General features: G+C 72.2%; 20 protein-coding genes. 18 read left to right on the plus strand and 2 right to left on the minus strand.

What is annotated here, in order from left to right:
- Positions 1-168: 168 nt before the first annotated feature.
- The 8 genes from rpsD (at position 169) to aroB (ending at position 8,825) form a co-directional block, all read left to right on the plus strand.
- A complete protein-coding gene (rpsD, locus tag Cus16_RS01080; protein ID WP_066654559.1) occupies positions 169-798 on the plus strand; it encodes a 30S ribosomal protein S4 in 630 nt (209 codons plus the stop codon).
- 130 nt (positions 799-928) lie between these two features.
- Complete coding sequence (locus Cus16_RS01085) at positions 929-1,111, plus strand: hypothetical protein (protein ID WP_069710788.1); 183 nt, start codon at positions 929-931, stop codon at positions 1,109-1,111.
- 54 nt (positions 1,112-1,165) lie between these two features.
- Positions 1,166-3,823, plus strand: coding sequence for an alanine--tRNA ligase (gene alaS / locus Cus16_RS01090; protein ID WP_069710789.1), 2,658 nt, complete (start codon positions 1,166-1,168; stop codon positions 3,821-3,823).
- A 2-nt stretch (positions 3,824-3,825) separates the two neighbouring features.
- The gene (ruvX, locus tag Cus16_RS01095) at positions 3,826-4,275 is read left to right on the plus strand and encodes a Holliday junction resolvase RuvX (RefSeq protein WP_069710790.1); all 450 of its coding nucleotides are present in this window, start codon (positions 3,826-3,828) and stop codon (positions 4,273-4,275) included.
- A gap of 89 nt (positions 4,276-4,364) precedes the next feature.
- Entirely contained in the window at positions 4,365-5,876 is a 1,512-nt protein-coding gene (gene mltG, locus Cus16_RS01100) for an endolytic transglycosylase MltG (RefSeq protein ID WP_083263601.1), read from the plus strand.
- A 44-nt stretch (positions 5,877-5,920) separates the two neighbouring features.
- Complete coding sequence (gene aroC / locus Cus16_RS01105; RefSeq protein ID WP_069711356.1) at positions 5,921-7,141, plus strand: chorismate synthase; 1,221 nt, start codon at positions 5,921-5,923, stop codon at positions 7,139-7,141.
- Between the two features lie 68 nt (positions 7,142-7,209).
- Positions 7,210-7,731, plus strand: a complete 522-nt coding sequence (locus tag Cus16_RS01110; RefSeq protein WP_069711357.1) for a shikimate kinase — start codon at positions 7,210-7,212, stop codon at positions 7,729-7,731.
- Positions 7,728-8,825 (plus strand): 3-dehydroquinate synthase, encoded by a 1,098-nt coding sequence (aroB, locus tag Cus16_RS01115; protein WP_223246475.1) that lies wholly within the window; start codon positions 7,728-7,730, stop codon positions 8,823-8,825. The genes Cus16_RS01110 and aroB overlap by 4 nt, the downstream gene beginning before the upstream one ends.
- Positions 8,826-8,843: 18 nt before the next feature.
- Here aroB and Cus16_RS16490 read toward each other — a convergent pair whose 3' ends face one another.
- Both Cus16_RS16490 and Cus16_RS01120 read right to left on the minus strand, forming a co-directional pair.
- A complete protein-coding gene (locus tag Cus16_RS16490) occupies positions 8,844-9,011 on the minus strand; it encodes a hypothetical protein (protein WP_189319501.1) in 168 nt (55 codons plus the stop codon).
- A complete protein-coding gene (locus Cus16_RS01120; RefSeq protein ID WP_069710791.1) occupies positions 9,008-9,349 on the minus strand; it encodes a hypothetical protein in 342 nt (113 codons plus the stop codon). Before Cus16_RS01120 ends, Cus16_RS16490 begins: the two co-directional genes overlap by 4 nt.
- A gap of 125 nt (positions 9,350-9,474) precedes the next feature.
- On the opposite strand from Cus16_RS01120, the gene Cus16_RS01125 reads away from it, so the two are divergent.
- The 10 genes from Cus16_RS01125 to pyrF all read left to right on the plus strand — a co-directional run bounded on the left by Cus16_RS01125 (position 9,475) and on the right by pyrF (position 21,314).
- On the plus strand, positions 9,475-11,163 hold the full coding sequence (locus tag Cus16_RS01125) for an ABC1 kinase family protein (RefSeq protein ID WP_069710792.1): 1,689 nt from the start codon (positions 9,475-9,477) through the stop codon (positions 11,161-11,163).
- 226 nt (positions 11,164-11,389) lie between these two features.
- The gene (gene efp / locus Cus16_RS01130) at positions 11,390-11,953 is read left to right on the plus strand and encodes an elongation factor P (RefSeq protein WP_069710793.1); all 564 of its coding nucleotides are present in this window, start codon (positions 11,390-11,392) and stop codon (positions 11,951-11,953) included.
- A gap of 10 nt (positions 11,954-11,963) precedes the next feature.
- On the plus strand, positions 11,964-12,416 hold the full coding sequence (nusB, locus tag Cus16_RS01135; RefSeq protein ID WP_069710794.1) for a transcription antitermination factor NusB: 453 nt from the start codon (positions 11,964-11,966) through the stop codon (positions 12,414-12,416).
- Positions 12,417-12,473: 57 nt separating this feature from the next.
- Positions 12,474-13,091, plus strand: a complete 618-nt coding sequence (gene pyrR, locus Cus16_RS01140; protein WP_083263602.1) for a bifunctional pyr operon transcriptional regulator/uracil phosphoribosyltransferase PyrR — start codon at positions 12,474-12,476, stop codon at positions 13,089-13,091.
- Positions 13,091-14,053, plus strand: coding sequence for an aspartate carbamoyltransferase catalytic subunit (locus Cus16_RS01145; RefSeq protein WP_069710795.1), 963 nt, complete (start codon positions 13,091-13,093; stop codon positions 14,051-14,053). The genes pyrR and Cus16_RS01145 overlap by 1 nt, the downstream gene beginning before the upstream one ends.
- Positions 14,050-15,405, plus strand: coding sequence for a dihydroorotase (locus tag Cus16_RS01150; RefSeq protein ID WP_069710796.1), 1,356 nt, complete (start codon positions 14,050-14,052; stop codon positions 15,403-15,405). The genes Cus16_RS01145 and Cus16_RS01150 overlap by 4 nt, the downstream gene beginning before the upstream one ends.
- Positions 15,402-15,944 carry a hypothetical protein gene (locus Cus16_RS01155; protein ID WP_069710797.1) on the plus strand — a complete coding sequence of 181 codons (543 nt, stop codon included), beginning with the start codon at positions 15,402-15,404 and terminating at the stop codon, positions 15,942-15,944. The genes Cus16_RS01150 and Cus16_RS01155 overlap by 4 nt, the downstream gene beginning before the upstream one ends.
- Complete coding sequence (gene carA / locus Cus16_RS01160; RefSeq protein ID WP_069710798.1) at positions 15,944-17,143, plus strand: glutamine-hydrolyzing carbamoyl-phosphate synthase small subunit; 1,200 nt, start codon at positions 15,944-15,946, stop codon at positions 17,141-17,143. Before Cus16_RS01155 ends, carA begins: the two co-directional genes overlap by 1 nt.
- Positions 17,143-20,421: a carbamoyl-phosphate synthase large subunit gene (gene carB / locus Cus16_RS01165; RefSeq protein ID WP_069710799.1), complete on the plus strand. Its 3,279-nt coding sequence runs from the start codon at positions 17,143-17,145 to the stop codon at positions 20,419-20,421. Before carA ends, carB begins: the two co-directional genes overlap by 1 nt.
- Positions 20,418-21,314 (plus strand): orotidine-5'-phosphate decarboxylase, encoded by an 897-nt coding sequence (gene pyrF / locus Cus16_RS01170; RefSeq protein ID WP_223246476.1) that lies wholly within the window; start codon positions 20,418-20,420, stop codon positions 21,312-21,314. Before carB ends, pyrF begins: the two co-directional genes overlap by 4 nt.
- The last annotated feature ends 9 nt before the right edge of the window (positions 21,315-21,323 follow it).

Consider the following 21,323-nt stretch of genomic DNA (forward strand, 5'->3'; position numbering starts at 1 on the left):
CGGCTGCGCCGAGGACACAGTCCCACTCCGGTGGGACGGGGGCAGAGGTTCGGACTGTAGCCGTCCGATCCCACAGGCTCATCCCTCTGGATCCCGTCGTCGGGACCGCGCGTACTCGTGCGCACGGTGCCCGTCGAGTCATTCAGTTCAGACAGAGAAAAGGACCCTGTGTCTACCAAGTCACGCACCCGCAGCAAGACCCGCCTCTCGCGCGCGCTCGGCATCCCGCTGACGCCGAAGGCGGCCCGCTACCTCGAAAAGCGCCCCTACGGCCCCGGTGAGCACGGCCGCACCCGCCGTCGTGCGGACAGCGACTACGCCGTCCGTCTCCGTGAGAAGCAGCGTCTGCGCGCCCAGTACGGCATCCGCGAGAAGCAGCTCCGCATCGTCTTCGAAGAGGCCCGCAAGACGAAGGGCCTGACCGGTGAGAACCTGGTCGAGCTCCTCGAGCAGCGCCTCGACGCCCTCGTGCTCCGTGCCGGCTTCGCCCGCACCACCGCGCAGGCGCGCCAGCTGATCGTGCACCGTCACATCCTGGTCGACGGCAAGCTCGTCGACCGCCCCTCCTTCCGCGTGAAGGAGGGCCAGATGATCCACGTCAAGCAGCGCTCCGAGTCCCTCGAGCCCCTCCAGGTCGCCGCCGCCGGTGGTCACCTCGAGGTCCTGCCGAAGGTCCCGGGCTACCTCGAGGTCGAGATCGAGAAGCTCCAGGCCCGCCTGGTCCGCCGCCCGAAGCGCGCCGAGGTCCCCGTGACCTGTGAAGTGCAGCTCGTCGTCGAGTACTACGCAGCTCGCTGATCGTCCGATCACCCCGAACGGCGGGTCGTCCTCTCAGGAGGGCGGCCCGCCGTTCCGCGTTCCCGGAGTCGTCGCGCCACTACACTCGTCTGGGCACGCACCGCCAGCGTGCGCGAGCAGGGGAGGCACCGTGAAGCAGCTGTTCTTCGTCGCCGTCGGCATCGTGATCGGCTTCGCCGCAGCGCACCGGATCGCGAACACCCCGGGCGGGGCACGCTTCTTCGCGGACGTCAACGACCGGACGAAGGCCTTCACCGGCGCGGTCGCCGACGGGTACCGCTCGCGCGAGGCCGAACTCCGCACCGACAGCTGACCACCGCGTCACCCACGCTCCACGCACTCCCGCCGACCTGAATCAGGAAGCACCATGCAGACCGCAGAGATCCGCCGCCGTTGGCTCCAGTTCTTCGGTGACCGCGGACACACCGTCGTCCCGTCCGCGTCCCTCGTCTCCGACGACCCGTCGCTCCTCTTCACGGTCGCCGGCATGGTCCCCTTCATCCCGTACCTGACCGGACTCGTCCCGTCGCCGTACCCCCGGGCCACCAGCGTGCAGAAGTGCATCCGCACCAACGACATCGAAGAGGTCGGCAAGACCCCGCGGCACGGCACGTTCTTCCAGATGAACGGCAACTTCTCGTTCGGTGACTACTTCAAGGAGCAGGCGATCCAGTACGCCTGGGAGCTCCTCACCACCCCCGAGTCGGACGGCGGCCTCGGGTTCTCGCCCGACGACCTGTGGGTCACCGTGTACGAGGACGACGACGAGGCGATCGCGTTCTGGAAGGCGCACTCCTCGCTCCCCGACGAGCGCATCCAGCGCCTCGGCAAGGACACCAACTACTGGTCCACCGGACAGCCCGGCCCCGCCGGCCCCTGCTCGGAGATCTTCTTCGACCGTGGCCCCGCGTACGGCATCGACGGCGGCCCGGCGACCGACGACGACCGCTACGTGGAGATCTGGAACCTGGTCTTCATGCAGTACCAGATCCAGAACGTGCGGTCGAAGGTCGACTTCGACATCACCGGCGACCTGCCGAACCAGAACATCGACACCGGCATGGGGCTCGAGCGCGTCGCGTTCATCAAGCAGGGCGTCGACAACATGTACGAGATCGACCAGGTCCGTCCGGTGCTCGACCGCGCCGCGGCGATCTCGGGTCGCGAGTACGGCGCCGTGCACGAGGACGACGTCCGCATGCGGGTGATCGCGGACCACGTGCGGTCCTCGCTCATGCTCGTCGCCGACGGCGTGACCCCGTCCAACGAGGGCCGCGGCTACATCCTCCGCCGTCTGCTCCGGCGCACCGTCCGGGCGATGCGGCTGCTCGGTGTCGAGGGCGCCACCTTCCCGGAGCTGTTCCCCGCCTCCCGCGACGCGATGCAGGGCGCGTACCCCGAGGTCGCCGAGCAGTACGACCGGATCGCCCGGATCGTCTACGCGGAGGAGGAGACCTTCCTCCGCACGCTCGCGCAGGGCACGACGATCCTCGACGTCGCGGTCGAGCGCGCCAAGCAGGACGGCGCGCCGTCGATCGGTGGCGACACGGCGTTCCTGCTCCACGACACGTTCGGCTTCCCGATCGACCTCACCATGGAGATGGCGGAGGAGGCGGGGGTCCAGGTGGACCGCGGCGCCTTCGAGACGCTCATGTCCGAGCAGCGCGCCCGCGCCAAGGCGGACGCGAAGAGCAAGAAGACCGCCCTCGCCGACCTCAGCGTCTACAGCGCCTTCCGCGCCGCGGGCGAGACCGTGTTCCTCGGCTACGACGCGCTCGAGGCCGAGTCCGCGGTCCTCGGCATCATCGTCGACGGCGTCAGCGTGGACCGCGCGGTCGTCGGTGACATCGCCGAGGTGATCCTCGGTGAGACGTCGCTGTACGCCGAGTCCGGCGGCCAGGACGCCGACCAGGGCTCGATCGTCGGCAACGGCTTCGACCTCGAGGTCCTCGACGTGCAGCGCCCGGTCGCCGGGCTGTGGAGCCACACGGTGCAGGTGCGCTCGGGCGAGGTCGGGGTCGGTGACGCCGCCACGACGGTGGTCGACGCGGAGTACCGCCGCGGCGCCACGCAGGCGCACTCCGCCACACACCTCGTCAACGCGGCCCTGCGCGACGTGCTCGGCCCGGAGGCGCTGCAGGCCGGCTCCTACAACAAGTCGGGCTACATGCGGCTCGACTTCTCGTGGTCGCAGCCGGTGTCCGGCGCGACCCGGTCCGAGATCGAGGAGGTCGTGAACGCCGCGATCCGCTCCGACCTGGCCGTGCAGACCCGCGTGCTGCCGCTCGACGAGGCGAAGGCGCTCGGTGCGCAGGCCCTGTTCGGCGAGAAGTACGGCGCCGAGGTCCGCATGGTCGACATCGGCGGCCCCTGGTCGCGCGAGCTCTGCGGTGGCACCCACGTCGCCACGAGCGCGCAGGTCGGGCTCGTCAACCTGGTGGGGGAGTCCAGCGTCGGCTCGACGAACCGCCGCGTCGAGGCCCTCGTCGGGCTCGAAGGATTCCGCGACCTGGCGGTCGAGCGGACCATCGTCTCGCAGCTCTCGAGTGCGCTGAAGGCGCCGCGTGAAGACCTGCCGACGCGCGTGCAGGGCCTGATGGAGGACCTCCGCACCGCCCAGAAGCGCATCGCCGAGTTCGAGTCCGCCAACCTGCAGCAGCGGGTGCCGACCATCGCCCGGCAGGCGTCGACAGTGGGCACGACGACCGTCGTCGCGGAGACCGTCGACGGCCTGCAGTCCGGCGACGACCTCCGCTCGCTCGCCACCGGTGTGCGTGGACAGCTCGGCGACGGCGCCGCGGTCGTCGTGCTCGGCTCGGTCATCAGCGGCAAGCCGGTCGTCATCGTCGCGACCAACGACGCCGCTCGGGCCGCCGGCGTGCAGGCCGGGCCGCTCGCGAAGGAGGCCGCCGGTGTCCTCGGCGGCGGCGGCGGTGGCAAGCCGGACCTCGCCCAGGGCGGCGGGACCGACGCGTCCGCGCTCCCGGCGGCACTGCGTGCCGTGACGGCGCGCCTGGCGGGCTGACCGTGGGCATCCGCCCGGGGCGCCGGCTCGGCATCGACGTCGGGCGTGCGCGCATCGGGGTCGCCGTCTGCGACCGGGACGGCCTGCTGGCCACCCCGGTCGAGACGGTGCCCCGCGCCGAGGCCACCGACGTGCGCAGGATCCTCGAGCTCGCCGAGGAGTACGACGTGCTCGAGCTCGTCGTCGGGCTGCCGCTGTCGATGTCGGGCGACGACACCCCGTCGACGGCGGACGCCCGGGCCTTCGCCGAGCGCCTGGCCGCGCACCGACCCGTCCGGCTGGTCGACGAGCGGCTCTCGACGGTGACGGCGCAGCGCGGGCTGCACCAGGCGGGTCGGAACACGAAGAAGTCCCGGGCCGTGATCGACCAAGCGGCCGCTGTTATCATCTTGCAACACGCGCTCGACCACGAGCGAGCGTCCAGCGCCGCACCCGGCGCCACGCTCCCCTGACCGACCGGCCCCGGAGCGGGTCGCGAGACCGTCGTTCCCGGACCGACGGGGCACAGGTGGAGCCCCCGACCCGAGAGACCGAGGATCCCGTGGCAGACGACCTGGACTGGAACGCGATCATCGCGCCCGGCAACGACGCCGAGCGGCGACGCCGCGACCCCGACGGTCCGCCCGCGGACGAGCCTCCGCAGTCCCGCAGGGCCGCCCGCGCCGCCGAAGCAGCCGCGGCCGAGGAAGCGGCCGCCCGTGCGACCGCGGCCCGTGCGACCGCTGCAGAGCCGTCCGCGACCGGACGTCGAGAGCGTCCGTCCTCGCCCGCCGACGCGCCGGTCGCCGCCGACCACGACGAGCTCCACCCCGAGGTCCAGGCACTCCTGACCGGCGAGATCCCCCGCGACGCAGCGGCAGGCGGCGGTGTCCGGGACGGCGACGGGTCCGACGGACCCGGCCACGGCGGTGGCGGCGCGGGAGACGGCGGACGCGGGCGGCGTGGCGGCGGCGGGCGGTCCTCCCGTCCGCCGCGTGAGCCGCGGCCGCGGCGTCGTCGCGGTCCGCTCGTCGCGGGCATCGTGATCGTCGCGCTCGTGCTCGCGGCAGGCGTCGGCGCGTACGCGTTCGCGGCGCCCAAGTTCCAGCAGCTCGCCGGCGCGTTCGGTGGGTCGCAGGAACCGGACGACTACCCGGGGTCCGGTTCGGGCAAGGTCACGATCACGATCAAGCAGGGCGACATCGGCGAGGACGTCGCGAAGACCCTGCAGCGCAGCGGCGTGGTGAAGAGCTCGCAGGTGTTCTACAAGCTCCTGCTCACCTCGCCGGACGTGCAGTTCCAGCCCGGTTCCTACGCGCTGAAGAAGGAGATGAGCTCGAAGGCCGCGCTCGCGGCGCTCGAGGACCGCGACAACCGGGTCCAGGCCTCGATCGTCATCCCCGAGGGGACGGCGCTGAAGGACATCGAGGCGGGCATGGTCTCGAAGGCCGGGCTGTCCGAGGCCGAGGTCTCGGCGGCCGCGAAGGACGTCGGCGCGTACGGCCTGCCGGCGAACGTGACGACGCTCGAGGGGTGGCTCTTCCCCGCGACGTACCCGATCAACCCGGGCTGGACGGCGAAGCAGTACTTCCAGTCGATGGTCGACACGATGAAGGAGCGCCTGGCCGCCGCCGGTGTCGCCGAGGCCGACCAGGAGCGGGTCGTCGTCTTCGCCTCGCTCGTGCAGAAGGAGGCCGGCCTGGCGGCCGACTACCCGAAGGTCGCGCGGGTGTTCCAGAACCGGCTCGACATCGACATGCCGCTGCAGTCCGACGCGACGGTCGCGTACGGCACCGGGAACACGCACACCGTGACGACGACCGATGCCGAGCGTGCGGACGCGGGGAACAGGTACAACACGTACGTGCACAAGGGGCTGCCGCCGGCACCGATCTCGAACCCGGGCGACGTGGCCATCAAGGCGGTCACGCAGGAGGCCACCGGGAAGTGGCTGTACTTCGTCACGGTGAACCTGGAGACGGGCGAGACGGTGTTCTCGGACACGTACGCGCAGCACCAGGTCGCCGTCGCGCAGTTCCAGGCCTGGCTCCGCGCGCACCCCGACTACCAGTAGCCGAGCCGCGTCGCACGGCGTGACGCTGTGGGAGGATGGTCGACATGCTTCGTTGGTTGACCGCTGGTGAGTCCCACGGACCCGAACTCGTCGCGATGCTCGAGGGCCTGCCGGCCGGCGTCCCGGTCTCGTTCGAGTCCATCCGCACCGACCTCGCTCGACGCAAGCTCGGCTACGGACGCGGCTCGCGCATGAAGTTCGAGCAGGACGAGCTGCACGTCTCCGGCGGTGTCCGGCACGGGTACTCGCTGGGCAGCCCGATCGCGATCCGCATCGGCAACACCGAGTGGCCGAAGTGGGTCGAGGTGATGAACCCCGAGCCCGTCGAGTCGACCGAGATGTCCCGCGGTCGGAGCGCGCCGCTCACCCGCCCCCGGCCCGGCCACGCCGACCTGGTCGGCATGCAGAAGTACGGGTTCGACGAGGCCCGCCCGATCCTCGAGCGCGCCTCGGCCCGGGAGACCGCCGCACGGGTCGCCCTCGGTGCGGTCGCGAAGTCGTTCCTCGCCGAGCTCGGCATCCGTTCCGTGGCGCACACGCTGCAGGTCGGCACCGTGCGGGTGCCCGACGGCACCGAGCTGCCGCTGCCCGAGGACGTCGACCGGCTCGACGAGGACCAGCTGCGCTGCGCCGACCCCGAGACCTCGGCGCGCATGGTCACCGAGGTCGAGGCAGCGAAGAAGGACGGCGACACGCTCGGCGGCGTCGTCGAGGTGCTCTTCTACGGCGTCCCGCCGGGGCTGGGCTCCCACGTGCAGTGGGACCGTCGCCTCGACGCACGGCTCGCCGCCGCGGTCATGGGCATCCAGGCCATCAAGGGCGTCGAGGTCGGCGACGGCTTCGCGACCGCCGGACGCCGGGGGTCGGCCGCCCACGACGAGCTGTACCGCGAGGACGGCGAGATCGTGCGGACCAGTGACCGTGCCGGTGGGACCGAGGGCGGCATGTCGACGGGCACCGTCCTGCGGGTCCGTGCGGGCATGAAGCCGATCGCGACCGTGCCGCACGCCCTGCACACCATCGACGTCGCCACGGGCGAGGACGCCTCCGCGCACCACCAGCGCAGCGACGTGTGCGCCGTGCCGGCAGCCGGCGTGGTCGCCGAGGCGATGGTCGCCCTCGTGCTCGCGGACGCCGTGCTCGAGAAGTTCGGTGGGGACAGCCTCGTCGAGACGAAGCGCAACCTCGACGCGTACCTCGCGTCCATCCCGGAGACGCTGCGCTCCCGTCGGACCGACGCGACCGAGCCGTCCACCGCGTCGTGACCGGTGCCGACGGGGCGACGTCCGCCGACGGCGTGGGCGTCGACGCCCCCGTCGTCGTGATCGGCCCGATGGGCGCCGGCAAGTCGAGCGTCGGCAAGCGCGTCGCGAAGGCGCTCGGCGTGCCGTTCACCGACACCGACCGCGTCATCGCCCGCGAGCACGGTCCGATCCCCGGCATCTTCGCCGAGCGGGGCGAACCCGCGTTCCGCGAGCTCGAGGCGGCGGCCGTCCGGTCCGCCCTGGCCACGGCAGGCGTCATCGCCGTCGGCGGGGGAGCGGTGACCCACCCGGAGACGCGGGCAGCGCTCGTCGGCGCCCGGATCGTCCTGCTGACGGTGTCGCCCGAGGCCGTCGCCGCCCGGATCGCGGGGAGCGACCGTCCGCTGCTCGCGCAGGGCGGGCTCGACGCCTGGCAGACCATCGCCGACGAGCGTGCCGCCACCTACGCCGAACTCGCGCACGCGACCTTCGACACCTCGCGTCGACCCATGTCGCACGTGGTCCGCGACGTCGTCGCCTGGGTCACGGGACAGCAGGCCACCAGCGCCACCGGCACCGCCCGGGGCACCACCACCGGAGGGACACCGTGACCGCGTCGAACCTGCCCGAGGGCACCACCGAGATCCGCGTCGGCGGCGAGGACGGGTACGTCGTGGCCGTCGGGAACGGTCTGCTCGGCTCGGTCCCGGCGCTGCTCGGGCCCCGCGTCGCGAAGGTCCTCATCGTGCACGCCCCGACCCTCGGCGCGCGGGCGAACGACCTGCGGGCCGTCCTGGTCGAGGCCGGGCTCGACGCGCTCATCGCCGAGGTGCCGGACGCCGAGGCCGCGAAGCGCGTCGAGGTCGCCGCGTTCTGCTGGCAGGTCATGGGCCAGGCCGACTTCACCCGTACCGACGCCGTCATCGGGCTCGGCGGCGGCGCCGTCACCGACCTCGCCGGGTTCGTCGCCGCCACGTGGTTGCGCGGCGTCGCCTTCGTGGCGATCCCGACCAGCGTGCTCGGCATGGTCGACGCCAGCGTGGGCGGGAAGACCGGGATCAACACGAACGAGGGGAAGAACCTCGTCGGGGCGTTCCACCACCCGCGCGCCGTCGTGGCCGACCTCGACCTGGTCCGCACCCTGCCCCGGAACGACGTGCTGACCGGGTTCGCCGAGATCGTCAAGGCGGGGTTCATCGCCGTGCCGGAGATCCTCGACGTGATCGAGGCCGACGTCGCCCGCGTGACCGATCCGACGACACCCGAGTTCCGGCGCGTGGTGGAGCTCGCGATCGCCCTCAAGGCCGAGGTCGTCGCGGACGACTTCACCGAGCAGGGCCGCCGCGAGATCCTGAACTACGGCCACACGCTCGGCCACGCCATCGAGCACGCCGAGCGCTACCAGTGGCGGCACGGCGCGGCGGTCTCCGTCGGGATGGTCTTCGCGGCGGAGCTCGCGCGGCTCACCGGCCACCTGGACGACGCGACCGTGGACCGGCACCGCTCGATCCTCGAGTCGCTCGAGCTGCCCACCACGTACGGGCTCGGCCGGTGGGAGGGCCTGCTCGCCACCATGCGCCGGGACAAGAAGGCGCGTGCGGGCATGCTCCGGTTCATCATCCTCGACGGTGTCGGCAAGCCGGTCACGCTCGAGGGGCCGGAGGACCACCTGCTCTTCACGGCGTACCAGGAGGTCGGCGTCTAGCCGGTCCCGCCGCCCGGGTCACCGCAGCTTGCGCAGGGTCCGGCGCCACCACCACTTCACGTGCATGGACACGGTGATGATGTTGGTGCGGCGGAACTCTGCCCACTCCTCGAGGGTCGCGCCGTTGCGGAAGGCGCGACGGGCGTGTTCGTCGGTCGGGACGATGATCGATCGTCGGAACTTCACGGGTACTCCTCCGGTTGGGCGGGTTCGGCGGGTTCGTCGGGCTCGACGGGCTCCACGGGACATGTCGGTGCGGTCGGCTCGACGGCCTGGGACAGCTCGCTGGCCAACTCGCGATCGTCCTCCGGTGCCCACCGTAGGGTCGCGATGCTCCTGAGCACAGACCGCGAGATGTCGTATCCGCGGTCGCCGCGATGGAGTTGCGCTGCCCAGACGATCCGGGTCCAGGCGTGGGTCCGTTCACTCGACTGTCGAGTCCGCTTCGCCGCGTTCCAGGTCATCACCGCCGCGAAGACCGCGGCGGCCGCGGCGATGGTCGCGGTGATCAGTGCTGTGTCCATGCCACGAGCGTGGCGCGGTGGACGCGACCGCCTGCACGCGGCGGGCCGACCTGTGGAACGCAGCCCGCGCCTCCCGGCTGTGCAGGAGCGGGGTGCCCCGCAGGCCGGGGGAGCAGACTGGTCCGGTGCCCACCCCGCCCCGCCTGAGCGACCTCGGCCGGCAGGACGTCGACGCCGGCAGCCTGCGCTCCCGCGCCCGCCGCTTCGCCGAGCTGCTCACCATCGCCCGTCGCCACGAGCTCCTGCCCTTCCGCCGACTCGACTTCTCGCGGGACCCGGAGACCGCGGACCTGCGCCGCAGGCAGACGGACCACCTGCGCCGGGCGCTCGAGGAGGCCGGCGGCGGCTTCGTGAAGATGGGCCAGCTGCTCTCCACGCGGGACGACCTACTGTCCGAGGAGTGGACCGACGGCCTCGTCGACCTGCAGCGGAGCGTCCGGCCGGCCGACCCCGCGGCGGTCGTGGCGTTGCTCGAGGAGGAGCTCGGCGCTCCCGTCGACGAGGTCTTCGCGACGTTCGACCCGGAGCCGGTCGCGGCCGCGTCCATCGCGCAGGTCCACCGCGCCATCCTGCGCGACGGCTCCGTGGTGGCGGTCAAGGTGCAGCGACCCGGCATCGACGTGGCGGTGCGCCGCGACGTCGACATCGCGCTCCGAGTCGTCCGGTTCCTGGCACGGACCAGCACCGAGGCACGCCAGGTCGGCGTCACCGACGTCGCCCGGCAGTACGCCGACGACCTCGTCCGCCAGGTCGACTTCACCGCCGAGATGCGGAACCTCACGGCGCTCCGAGCCGCGCAGACCCGGAGCGCGCGACCCGACGCGGTCGCGTTCCCCGAGCCGCACCGCGAGCTGTCCGGACGCCGGGTGATGGTGATGGAGTTCCTCGAGGGCGAGACGCTCAGCCACCTCCGCGCCGCGGGGACCGGGCAGGACCTCGACACGCCGATGCGGGCGGTGCTCGACGCGTTCCTCCGGCAGGTCGTGTTCGACGGGATCTACCACGCCGACCTGCACCCGGGGAACGTCGTGCTGCTGCCCGACGGTCGGCCGGCGCTCATCGACTTCGGGTCGGTCGGACGCCTCGACCCCGGCCTGCGCTCGACGGTGCAGGACCTGCTCGCCGGGTACATCCAGGACGACACCGAGCGCATCGCCGACGCGGTGATGCGGATGGCTCCGGTGCGCGACGTCGAGGACGAGCCGGACTTCCGGCGGGACATCGCGGCGTTCGTGGCCGACGAGCTCGGCCCGGGCGCGCGCATCGGCGTCGAGACCGTGGACGACGCCGTCGCGGTGTTCGGCCGGTACCGGCTGAAGCCCCCGCCGGACTTCGTCGCCGCCGCACGCGCGCTGGCGATCTTCGAAGGGACCCTCCGGAGCCTCGCGCCGTCCTTCGACCTGCTCGAGGAGTCCCGCGACCTGGCCCGACGCCAGATCCGGGACCAGCTCCGGCCCCGGGCCGTCCGGGACCTCGCGCTGCGGGAACTCTTCGGTGTGGTGTCGACGGTCCGGAAGCTCCCGCGGCGGGTCGACCGGATCGGCGAGGCGATCGAGACCGGCAAGCTCACGGTCGCCATCCGGTTGTTCTCGGACCGCCGCGACCGCGAGGTCGTGTCCGGCCTGGTCCGTCGCGTGCTGCTCGTCCTGCTCGGTGCCGGCGCCGGCGTGCTGGCGATCGTGTACCTGGCGGCACCGGTCCGACCGACCGCGGTGCTGTCGACCGGCGCCGCCGGGGGGATCCTCGGCGGGACGGCCGTGGTGCTCCTCGTCTGGGCGGCCGTCGACGCCTGGTGGGCGCGGCGACGACGCTGACCCGGTCGGCGCCTGGACGCCGGGGTGCCCGTGCGGTGGTGCCGCCGGGCCTGCTCACGCCGGGCGCGCTCCCGCCGGGTCCGCTGCCGCCGGGCGCGCTCCCGCCGGGCCCGCCGCCGCCGGTCCGCTACACTCGACGGGGCGTCGGCCCGGGGCACCTCCCCGCCGATGCCGGGACCGGACGCACGTCCGGGAGACCTTCACAACACCATCGAACGGAAGACCCATGGCGAGTACCACTGACATCAAGAACGGCGCCGTTCTCATCATCGACGGGCAGCTCTGGTCGGTCGTCGAGTTCCAGCACGTCAAGCCGGGCAAGGGCGGCGCGTTCGTCCGCACGAAGCTGAAGAACGTCGTCTCGGGCAAGGTCGTCGACCGCACCTTCAACGCCGGCGCGAAGATCGACACCGCGACCGTCGACCGTCGCGACTACCAGTACCTGTACCAGGACGGCGAGTCCTACGTGTTCATGGACACCGACACGTACGACCAGGTCCCCGTCTCGGAGACCGTCGTCGGCGACGCCAAGAACTTCCTGCTCGAGTCGGCGATGGTCACCATCGCGATGAACGAGGGCAACCCGCTCTACATCGAGCTGCCGACGTCGATCGTCACCGAGGTCGAGACCGAGCCGGGCCTCCAGGGCGACCGCTCCTCGGGTGGCACGAAGGACGCGACCATCATCGCGACCGGTCACCGCATCCAGGTCCCGCTCTACCTGGAGAACGGCACCACCGTGAAGATCGACACGCGCGACGGCAGCTTCCTCGGCCGCGTCAACAACTAGGCGACGCCGGATGAGTGCTCGTTCGAAGGCCCGCAAGCGCGCCCTCGACATGCTGTACGTGGCGGAGGTCCGCGAGCTGCCGATCGCGGACGTCCTCGCCACGGAGACGGTCCGTCACCTCGACCAGCCCGAGCGCGCCTCGAGCTGGGACTACGCGCGACAGATCGTCACCGGTGTCGACGACGACCGTGCGGCGATCGACCGGGTGATCGTCGAGCACGCGCAGGGCTGGTCCATCGCACGCATGCCCGTGCTCGACCGCTGCATCTTGCGGATGGGCGTCTGGGAGCTCCGGTACAACCCGGAGGTCCCGGACGCGGTCGCGATCGCCGAGGCGGTGGAGCTCGCCCAGTCGCTCTCGACGGACGACTCGGCGGGCTTCGTGAACGGGGTCCTGGGCGCCGTCGCCGGAGGCCGCGCACCGTCCGGTCGGACGGTCGCAGGGGACCAGGAGTCCCGGTAGGGTTGACCACGTCAGCGTCCTTTAAGTCCGTCCGGTGAGGCGGGGAAGGAGGTCGGCGTGGGTACCAGAACGGTCCTGCAACAGCCCGACATCACGCGTGCTCTGACACGCATCGCGCACGAGATCCTCGAGGCCAACCACGGGGCCTCGGACCTCGTGCTCCTGGGTATCCCGACACGAGGTACCGTCCTGGCCGAGCGGCTCGACCGCGTCCTGGCCGACATCGAACCCGAGTGGGCCGAGGACCGCGACCAGCGGCTCGGCACGCTCGACGTGACGATGCACCGGGACGACCTCGGCCACGGCATCGGTCGTGCGCCGCACCGCACGACCATCCCGACGAGCGGCATCGACGGCAAGGTCGTCGTGCTCGTCGACGACGTGCTCTACTCCGGGCGGACGGTCCGGGCTGCCCTCGACGCCCTGCAGGGCATCGGGCGCCCGCGGGCGGTCCGGCTCGCGGTGCTCGTCGACCGCGGCCACCGGCAGTTGCCGATCCGGGCCGACCACGTCGGCAAGAACCTGCCGACCGCGTCCGACGAGCGGGTCACCCTCCGGCTGACGGAGACGGACGGCGCCGACGAGGTCGTGATCGAGCAGCCCGACGAGGCCGAGCAGCCCGAGCAGCCAGACCAGGCCGAGCGGCCCGAGCGGCAGCCGGGCGGTGATGCCTGATGCGCCACCTCCTCTCCACCGCCGACCTCTCCCGCACCGAGGCGATCCGCATCCTCGACGTCGCCGAGGAGATGGCCGAGGTCAACACCCGCGAGGTCCGGAAGCTCCCGGCACTCCGCGGCAAGACCGTCGTGAACCTCTTCTTCGAGGACTCCACCCGCACCCGCATCTCGTTCGAGGCCGCCGCGAAGCGCCTCTCCGCGGACGTCATCAACTTCGCCGCGAAGGGGTCGAGCGTCTCGAAGGGCGAGTCGCTCAAGGACACCGTGCAGACCCTGGGCGCGATGGGCATCGACGGCATCGTGATGCGCCACCCGGCGTCGGGGGCCCCGCGGGTCCTCGCGGAGGCGGACTGGATCGACGTCCCCGTGGTGAACGCCGGCGACGGCACGCACGAGCACCCGACGCAGGCGCTGCTCGACGCCTTCACGATGCGCCGCCGGTTGCACGGGGGCGCCAGCCGCGGGCAGGGCCTCGACGGCGTCCGCGTGACGATCGTCGGCGACGTCCTGCACAGCCGCGTCGCACGGAGCAACGCGTGGCTGCTCCGCACGCTCGGCGCCGAGGTCACCTTCGCCGCGCCGCCCACGCTGCTGCCCGCCGTCGACCGGCCGTTCGGGGCCGCCGTGCACCACGACCTCGATGCGGCACTCGCCGAGGACCCGGACGTCGTGATGCTCCTCCGCATCCAGCAGGAGCGGATGAACGACGCCTTCTTCCCGAACCCCCGCGAGTACACGCGGCACTTCGGGCTGACCGCCGCCCGCGCGGCCGCGCTGTCCGAGCGCACGCTGATCATGCACCCCGGGCCGATGAACCGCGGCCTCGAGATCGCCGGCGTCGCCGCCGACGACCCCCGCTCGACGGTGGTCGAGCAGGTCGCGAACGGCGTGTCGGTCCGCATGGCCGTGCTGTACCTCGCCCTGACCGGCGAGCACGAACCGAAGGAGTCCGTCGCATGACCGCCCACCTCATCCGCGGCGCGCAGTTGGTCGACGGCACGCGTGCCGACATCCGCCTGGAGGGACGGCGCATCGAAGCAGTCGGGTCCGGTCTCGACGTGGCCGGCGCCACGGTCGTCGACGCGGACGGCCTGATCGCCCTGCCCGGTCTCGTGGACCTCCACACCCACCTGCGCGAGCCCGGCGCCGAGGAGTCGGAGACGGTCCTCACCGGCTCACGCGCCGCGGCCGCCGGCGGCTTCACCGCCGTGAACGCGATGGCGAACTCCTCGCCCGTCGCCGACACGGCCGGGGTCGTCGAGCAGGTGCAGGCGCTCGGGGACGACGCCGGGTACGTCACGGTCCGACCGATCGGCGCGGTCTCGCAGGGGCTGCAGGGAACGCACCTGTCCGAGATCGGCGCGATGGCGACCAGCCGCGCGAAGGTGCGGGTGTTCTCGGACGACGGGTCCTGCGTCGCCGACCCGCTGCTCATGCGCCGGGCGCTCGAGTACATCAAGGGCTTCGGCGGGGTGCTCGCGCAGCACGCGCAGGAGCCCCGACTGACCGTCGGCGCGCAGATGAACGAGGGCCGGCTGTCGTCGGAGCTCGGTCTGGCGGGTTGGCCGGCCGTCGCGGAGGAGGCGATCATCGCCCGTGACGTCCTGATCGCCGACCACGTCGGGGCGCGGTTGCACGTCTGCCACGTCTCGACCGCCGGCAGCGTCGAGGTCATCCGGTGGGCGAAGTCCCGCGGGATCGACGTCACCGCCGAGGTCACGCCGCACCACCTCGTGCTCACCGAGGACCTGATCGCGGGAGTCGACGGTGCCCCCGGCTACGACGCCCGGTACAAGGTGAACCCGCCGCTGCGCTCGCGTGAGGACGTCGACGCCCTGCGCGCGGCCCTCGCCGACGGGACCATCGACATCGTCGCGACCGACCACGCGCCGCACACCGCCGAGGCGAAGTGCTGCGAGTGGCCCGCCGCTGCGAACGGCATGGTCGGGCTCGAGTCGGCGCTGAGCGTCGTGCACGCCGCGGTGGTCGACAGCGGGCAGCTCGGCTGGACCGACGTCGCCCGCGTGCTGTCCGAGGCACCCGCGCGCATCGGGCAGGTCGAGGGCCACGGTCGCGGCGTCGTCGCGGGCGCCCCCGCCGAGCTGACGCTGTACGACCCCGCCGCCGTGCGCGAGTTCTCGGTCGACGACCTGCACGGCCAGTCGCAGAACTCGCCGTACCTCGGCATGCGCCTGCCCGGCCGGGTCGTCGCGACCTTCCACCAGGGGTACCCGACGCTCGTCGACGGTGCGCTGGTCGACGCGGACACCGTCGCCGCGAACGCCACGGCGGCCCGGACGGCGGTCGCATGACCGGCGACGCACTGCGGTGGCTCGAGGGCGCGGTCATCCTCGCCCTCGTCGCACTGCTGTTCGTCGCGATGGCGCGCACCTGGCGGACGCGGGCCAGGAGACAGGCGGACACCGTGCGTCCCGTCCCGGTCCCGTCCGGGCTCGGACCGGCGGCCGGTTCGTGGGACGGGTTCACCGTCGCGACGACCCGCGCCGACCAGCCGCTCGAACGGATCACGGCGGGCGGACTCGGATTCCGGGGCCGCGGCGGCGTGACCGTCCACGACACCGGGGTGGTGCTGCACCACGCCGGTACCGACGACCGCTGGATCGCGGCCGACGCCGTCCGCGGGGCAGACCGCGCGACGACGGCCATCGACCGGGTGGTCGAGCCCGGGGGACTGGTCCGTCTGCGATGGACGGCGACCGGCGCCGCCGGAGCGACGGACCTCGACACCTACTTCCGGTTCCCGGAGGGCGGCGCAGCAGCACTCGCCGCCCTGCAGGGGCTGACGACGACGCACGAACCCCCGCACACCGCGGGCGAAGGGACGAACTGATGACACGCGAACGGGCCGTACTGGTCCTCGAGGACGGCACCCGGTACGACGGTTGGGCGTACGGCGCCCGAGGCCGCACCCTGGGCGAGGTCGTCTTCGCCACGGGCATGACCGGCTACCAGGAGACGCTGACCGACCCGTCCTACGCCGGGCAGATCGTGGTGCAGACCGCGCCGCACATCGGCAACACGGGGGTCAACGACGAGGACCCCGAGTCGCGACGCATCTGGGTCGCGGGCTACGTCGTGCGCGACCCCAGCCGCGTCGTGTCGAACCACCGTGCGAACGCGACGCTCGACGACCACCTCGTGCGCGACGGCATCGTCGGCATCTCCGGCATCGACACCCGGGCGCTCACCCGCCGGATCCGCGACGCGGGTGCGATGAAGGGCGGCGTGTTCAGCGGTGCCGACGCGGCGCTGTCGGCCGCCGAGCAGGAGCAGCTGGTGCGCGACCAGGCGGGCATGGCCGGTGCCAGCTTCTCGTCGATCGTCTCGACGCCCGAGACGTACGTGGTCCCTGCCGTCGGCGAGCAGATCGGCCGGCTGGCCGTGCTCGACCTCGGCGTGAAGGCGTCGACCACCCGGTACCTCGCCGAGCGCGGGTTCGAGGTGCACGTCGTGCCGCAGGACATCACGCCCGAGGCCCTGCAGGAACTCGACCCGGACGCGCTCTTCTACTCGAACGGCCCCGGCGACCCGGCCGCCTCCGACGCCCAGGTCTCGCTCCTGCAGGACTCCCTGAAGACCGGACGTCCGTTCTTCGGCATCTGCTTCGGCAACCAGCTGCTCGGCCGCGCGCTCGGCTTCGGCACCTACAAGCTGCCGTTCGGCCACCGCGGCATCAACCAGCCGGTGCTCGACACCGCCACCGGCAAGGTCGAGATCACCAGCCAGAACCACGGGTTCGCGGTCGACGCGCCCCTCGGCGAGGTCGTCGAGTCCCCGGCCGGCTTCGGCCGCGTCGAGGTCTCGCACTACTCGCTGAACGACCAGGTCGTCGAGGGCCTGCGCGCGCTCGACGTGCCCGCCTTCAGCGTGCAGTACCACCCCGAGGCGGCGGCCGGTCCGCACGACTCGATGTACCTGTTCGACCGGTTCGCGGACCTCGTGCGCGAGCGCCGAGCCGGCGAGCCGCTCGACCCCGCGACCGCCACCGCGACCACCCCGGCCGCCGACATCACCAAGGAAGCCAACTGATGCCGAAGCGCGCAGACATCAACTCCGTCCTCGTCATCGGCTCCGGCCCGATCGTCATCGGGCAGGCCGCCGAGTTCGACTACTCCGGCACGCAGGCGTGCCGCGTCCTCCGCGCCGAGGGCGTCCGCGTGATCCTCGTCAACCCGAACCCGGCGACGATCATGACCGATCCGGACTTCGCCGACGCGACGTACATCGAGCCGATCACGAGCGCCTCGCTCGAGGAGATCATCAAGATCGAGCGTCCGGACGCGGTCCTGCCGACGCTCGGCGGGCAGACGGCGCTCAACGCCGCGATCAAGCTCGACGCCGAGGGCATCCTCGCGAAGTACGACGTCGAGCTCATCGGTGCGAAGGTCGACGCCATCCAGCGCGGTGAGGATCGCCAGCTCTTCAAGGAGCTCGTCCTCGAATCCGGTGCGGACGTCGCCCGCAGCCACATCGCGCACACGCTGGAGGAGGCCAAGGAGTACGCGCAGGACCTCGGCTACCCGCTCGTCGTCCGGCCCTCCTTCACGATGGGCGGCCTCGGTTCCGGCTTCGCCTACAACGAGGAGGAGCTCGTCCGCTTCGTCGGCGACGGCCTGCAGTCGAGCCCGACCACCGAGGTGCTCCTCGAGGAGTCGATCCTCGGCTGGAAGGAGTACGAGCTCGAGCTCATGCGCGACAACTTCGACAACACGGTCGTCATCTGCTCGATCGAGAACGTCGACCCCGTGGGCGTGCACACCGGTGACTCGATCACCGTCGCCCCCGCGCTGACGCTGACCGACCGCGAGTACCAGAACATGCGGAACATCGGCATCGACATCATCCGTCGCGTCGGCGTCGACACCGGCGGCTGCAACATCCAGTTCGCCGTCGACCCCTCGAACGGCCGCCTGATCGTCATCGAGATGAACCCGCGCGTCTCGCGCTCGTCAGCCCTCGCCTCGAAGGCGACGGGCTTCCCGATCGCGAAGATCGCCGCGAAGCTCGCGATCGGGTACCGGCTCGACGAGATCGAGAACGACATCACGCGCGTCACGCCGGCGAGCTTCGAGCCGACGCTCGACTACGTCGTCGTGAAGACCCCGCGCTTCGCGTTCGAGAAGTTCCCGGCGGCCGACGCCACCCTGACCACGACGATGAAGAGCGTCGGCGAGGCGATGGCCATCGGTCGCAACTACGCCACGGCGCTGCAGAAGTCGCTCCGGTCGCTCGAGAAGCGCGGCTCGTCGTTCCACTGGGACACCCCGGCGGCCGAGCTCGACAAGGACGCGCTGCTGTCGAAGGCCCAGGTCCCGACCGACGGCCGCATCGTGACGGTGCAGCAGGCCCTGGTCGCCGGCGCCACGGCGGACGAGGTCTTCGAGGCCACGAAGATCGACCCCTGGTTCATCGACCAGATCGTCCTCATCAACGAGGTCGCGTCCGAGGTGGCCGCCGCCGAGACGCTCGACGCCGACACGCTGCGCTGGGCGAAGGAGCACGGCTTCAGCGACGCCCAGATCGCCTCGCTGCGCGGCATCTCCGAGCAGGAGGCCCGCGACGCGCGGCACACCGCCGGCATCCGCCCCGTCTTCAAGACCGTCGACACCTGCGCCGGCGAGTTCCCGGCCCTGACGCCGTACCACTACTCGTCGTACGACACCGAGACCGAGGTTGCCCCGAGCGACCGCAGGAAGGTCGTCATCCTCGGCTCCGGCCCGAACCGCATCGGCCAGGGCGTCGAGTTCGACTACTCCTGCGTGCACGCGTCCTTCGCGCTGAGCGACGCCGGGTTCGAGACGATCATGATCAACTGCAACCCGGAGACGGTGTCGACCGACTACGACACCTCGGACCGGCTCTACTTCGAGCCGCTCACCACCGAGGACGTCCTCGAGGTCATCGAGGCCGAGGCCGCGTCCGGCGAGCTCGTCGGCGTCGTCGTCCAGCTCGGCGGCCAGACCGCCCTGGGGCTGGCGAAGCCGCTCGAGGCGGCTGGCATCCCGATCCTCGGCACCAGCCCGAGCGCGATCGACTCCGCCGAGGAGCGCGGGCAGTTCGCCGCGATCCTCGAGCAGGCCGGTCTGCTCGCGCCCCGCAACGGCACCGCCCACGACCTCGCCAGCGCGACCGCGGTGGCCGAGGAGATCGGCTACCCCGTGCTCGTCCGCCCGTCCTTCGTGCTCGGCGGCCGCGGCATGGAGATCGTGTACGACCCGACCGCCCTCGCCGACTACTTCGACCGGATGGCCGACCAGGCGATCATCGGCCCGGACCTGCCGCTGCTCGTGGACCGGTTCCTCGACGACGCCGTGGAGATCGACGTCGACGCCCTGTTCGACGGCGACCGGCTCTACATCGGCGGCATCATGGAGCACATCGAGGAGGCCGGCATCCACTCCGGCGACTCGGCGTGCACGCTGCCCCCGGTCGGACTCGGCAAGGCGGAGATCCGCGGGGTCGTCGAGGCGACCGAGCGGATCGCCCGCGGCATCGGCGTCCGCGGGCTGCTCAACGTGCAGTTCGCCATCGGGGCCGGCGTGCTCTACGTGCTGGAGGCGAACCCGCGGGCCAGCCGCACGGTCCCGTTCGTGTCGAAGGCGCTCGGCATCCCGCTCGCCAAGGCCGCGTCCCGCATCATGACCGGCACGTCGATCGACGCGCTCGTCGGCGAGGGCCTGCTGCCCGAGCGCGACGGCTCGTCGGTGCCCCCGCAGGCACCGGTCGCCGTGAAGGAGGCCGTGCTGCCCTTCCGCCGCTTCCGCACCCACGACGGCCAGGTCGTCGACTCGGTGCTCAGCCCGGAGATGCGCTCCACCGGCGAGGTCATGGGCATCGACCGCGACTTCCCGCGCGCGTTCCTCAAGTCGCAGGACGCCGCGTACGGCGGGCTGCCGACGAGCGGCACGGTCTTCGTGAGCGTCGCGGACACCGACAAGCGCCAGGTCGTCCTGCCCGTGCACCGGCTGCAGCAGCTCGGCTTCACGATCACCGCGACCGAGGGCACCGCCGAGGTGCTCCGGCGCAACGGCATCGAGGTCACGCTCGTCGGCAAGTACAGCGAGGGCGGGGAGAGCGTCGTCGACCTGCTCGCCCGCGATGCGGTCGACATCGTCATCAACACGCCCTCGGGTGCCGCCGGCCGCGCCGACGGCTACGAGATCCGTGCGGCGACGGTCGCGGCGGACAAGCCGCTGTTCACGACCATCGCGCAGCTCGGCGCGGCGGTCGCGGCCATCGAGACGATCGGCACGGCCCACTCGGTGCGCAGTCTGCAGGACTACGCGCTCGAGCGCGCGACCTGGTGACCGTCGACGTGTCGACGGCTCGGTCGGGAGGCGCGCCCTCCTTCGGTGTCCGGCTCGCCGCCGCCATGGGGGAGCGTTCCCCCCTGTGCGTCGGCATCGACCCCCATGCCGCCACCCTGGCGGCGTGGGGGCTGGGCCGCGACGAAGCCGGCCTGACGGCGTTCGGTGCGGTCCTCGTGGACGCGGCCGCCGGGCGGGCCGCGATCGTGAAGCCGCAGATCGCGTTCTTCGAGGCAGCGGGGGTGGCCGGCTACCGTGCGCTCGACGCGACCCTGCGTCGGGCGCGCGATGCGGGCCTCCTGACCGTCGCCGACGTCAAGCGCGGCGACATCGGGTCGACCGGTGACGACTACGCCCTGGCGTGGCTCGACCGCGACGGGCCGTTCCGGGCCGACGCGATGACCGTGTCGCCCTACCTCGGCTACGGGTCGCTCGCGGGCACGGTCGACGTCGCGCGCGACAACCGTGCCGGGGTCTTCGTCCTGGCGGCGACGAGCAACCCCGAGGCGCGCGTGCTGCAGACCGCCGTGCTCGCGGAGGGGCCGCGTGCGGGGCGGTCCGTCGCGGCGGGTATCGTCTTGGACGTGGCAGACGACAACCGGACCGGCGGCGAGCAGCCGCTGGGAGACGTCGGGCTCGTGCTCGGCGCCACCCTCGACCTGAACGACTTCGGCATCGACGCGGCGGCCATCGGCTCCGCTCCGGTGCTCGCTCCGGGCTTCGGCGCCCAGGGAGCCCGGATCGAGGACCTGCGGTCCCGGTACGGCTCGCGCGCCGAGCAGGTGCTCGTCAACGAGTCGCGCGGGCTGCTCACCGACGGACCCGACGGCGTCGCCGCCCTCGTGCAGGACCGCGCGGACCGCATCCGCGCCGCGCTGGGAGCCGCCGCGTGACGGACGGGA

Source organism: Curtobacterium sp. ER1/6 (assembly GCF_001742745.1).
GTDB classification, from domain to species: Bacteria; Actinomycetota; Actinomycetes; order Actinomycetales; family Microbacteriaceae; genus Curtobacterium; species Curtobacterium citri.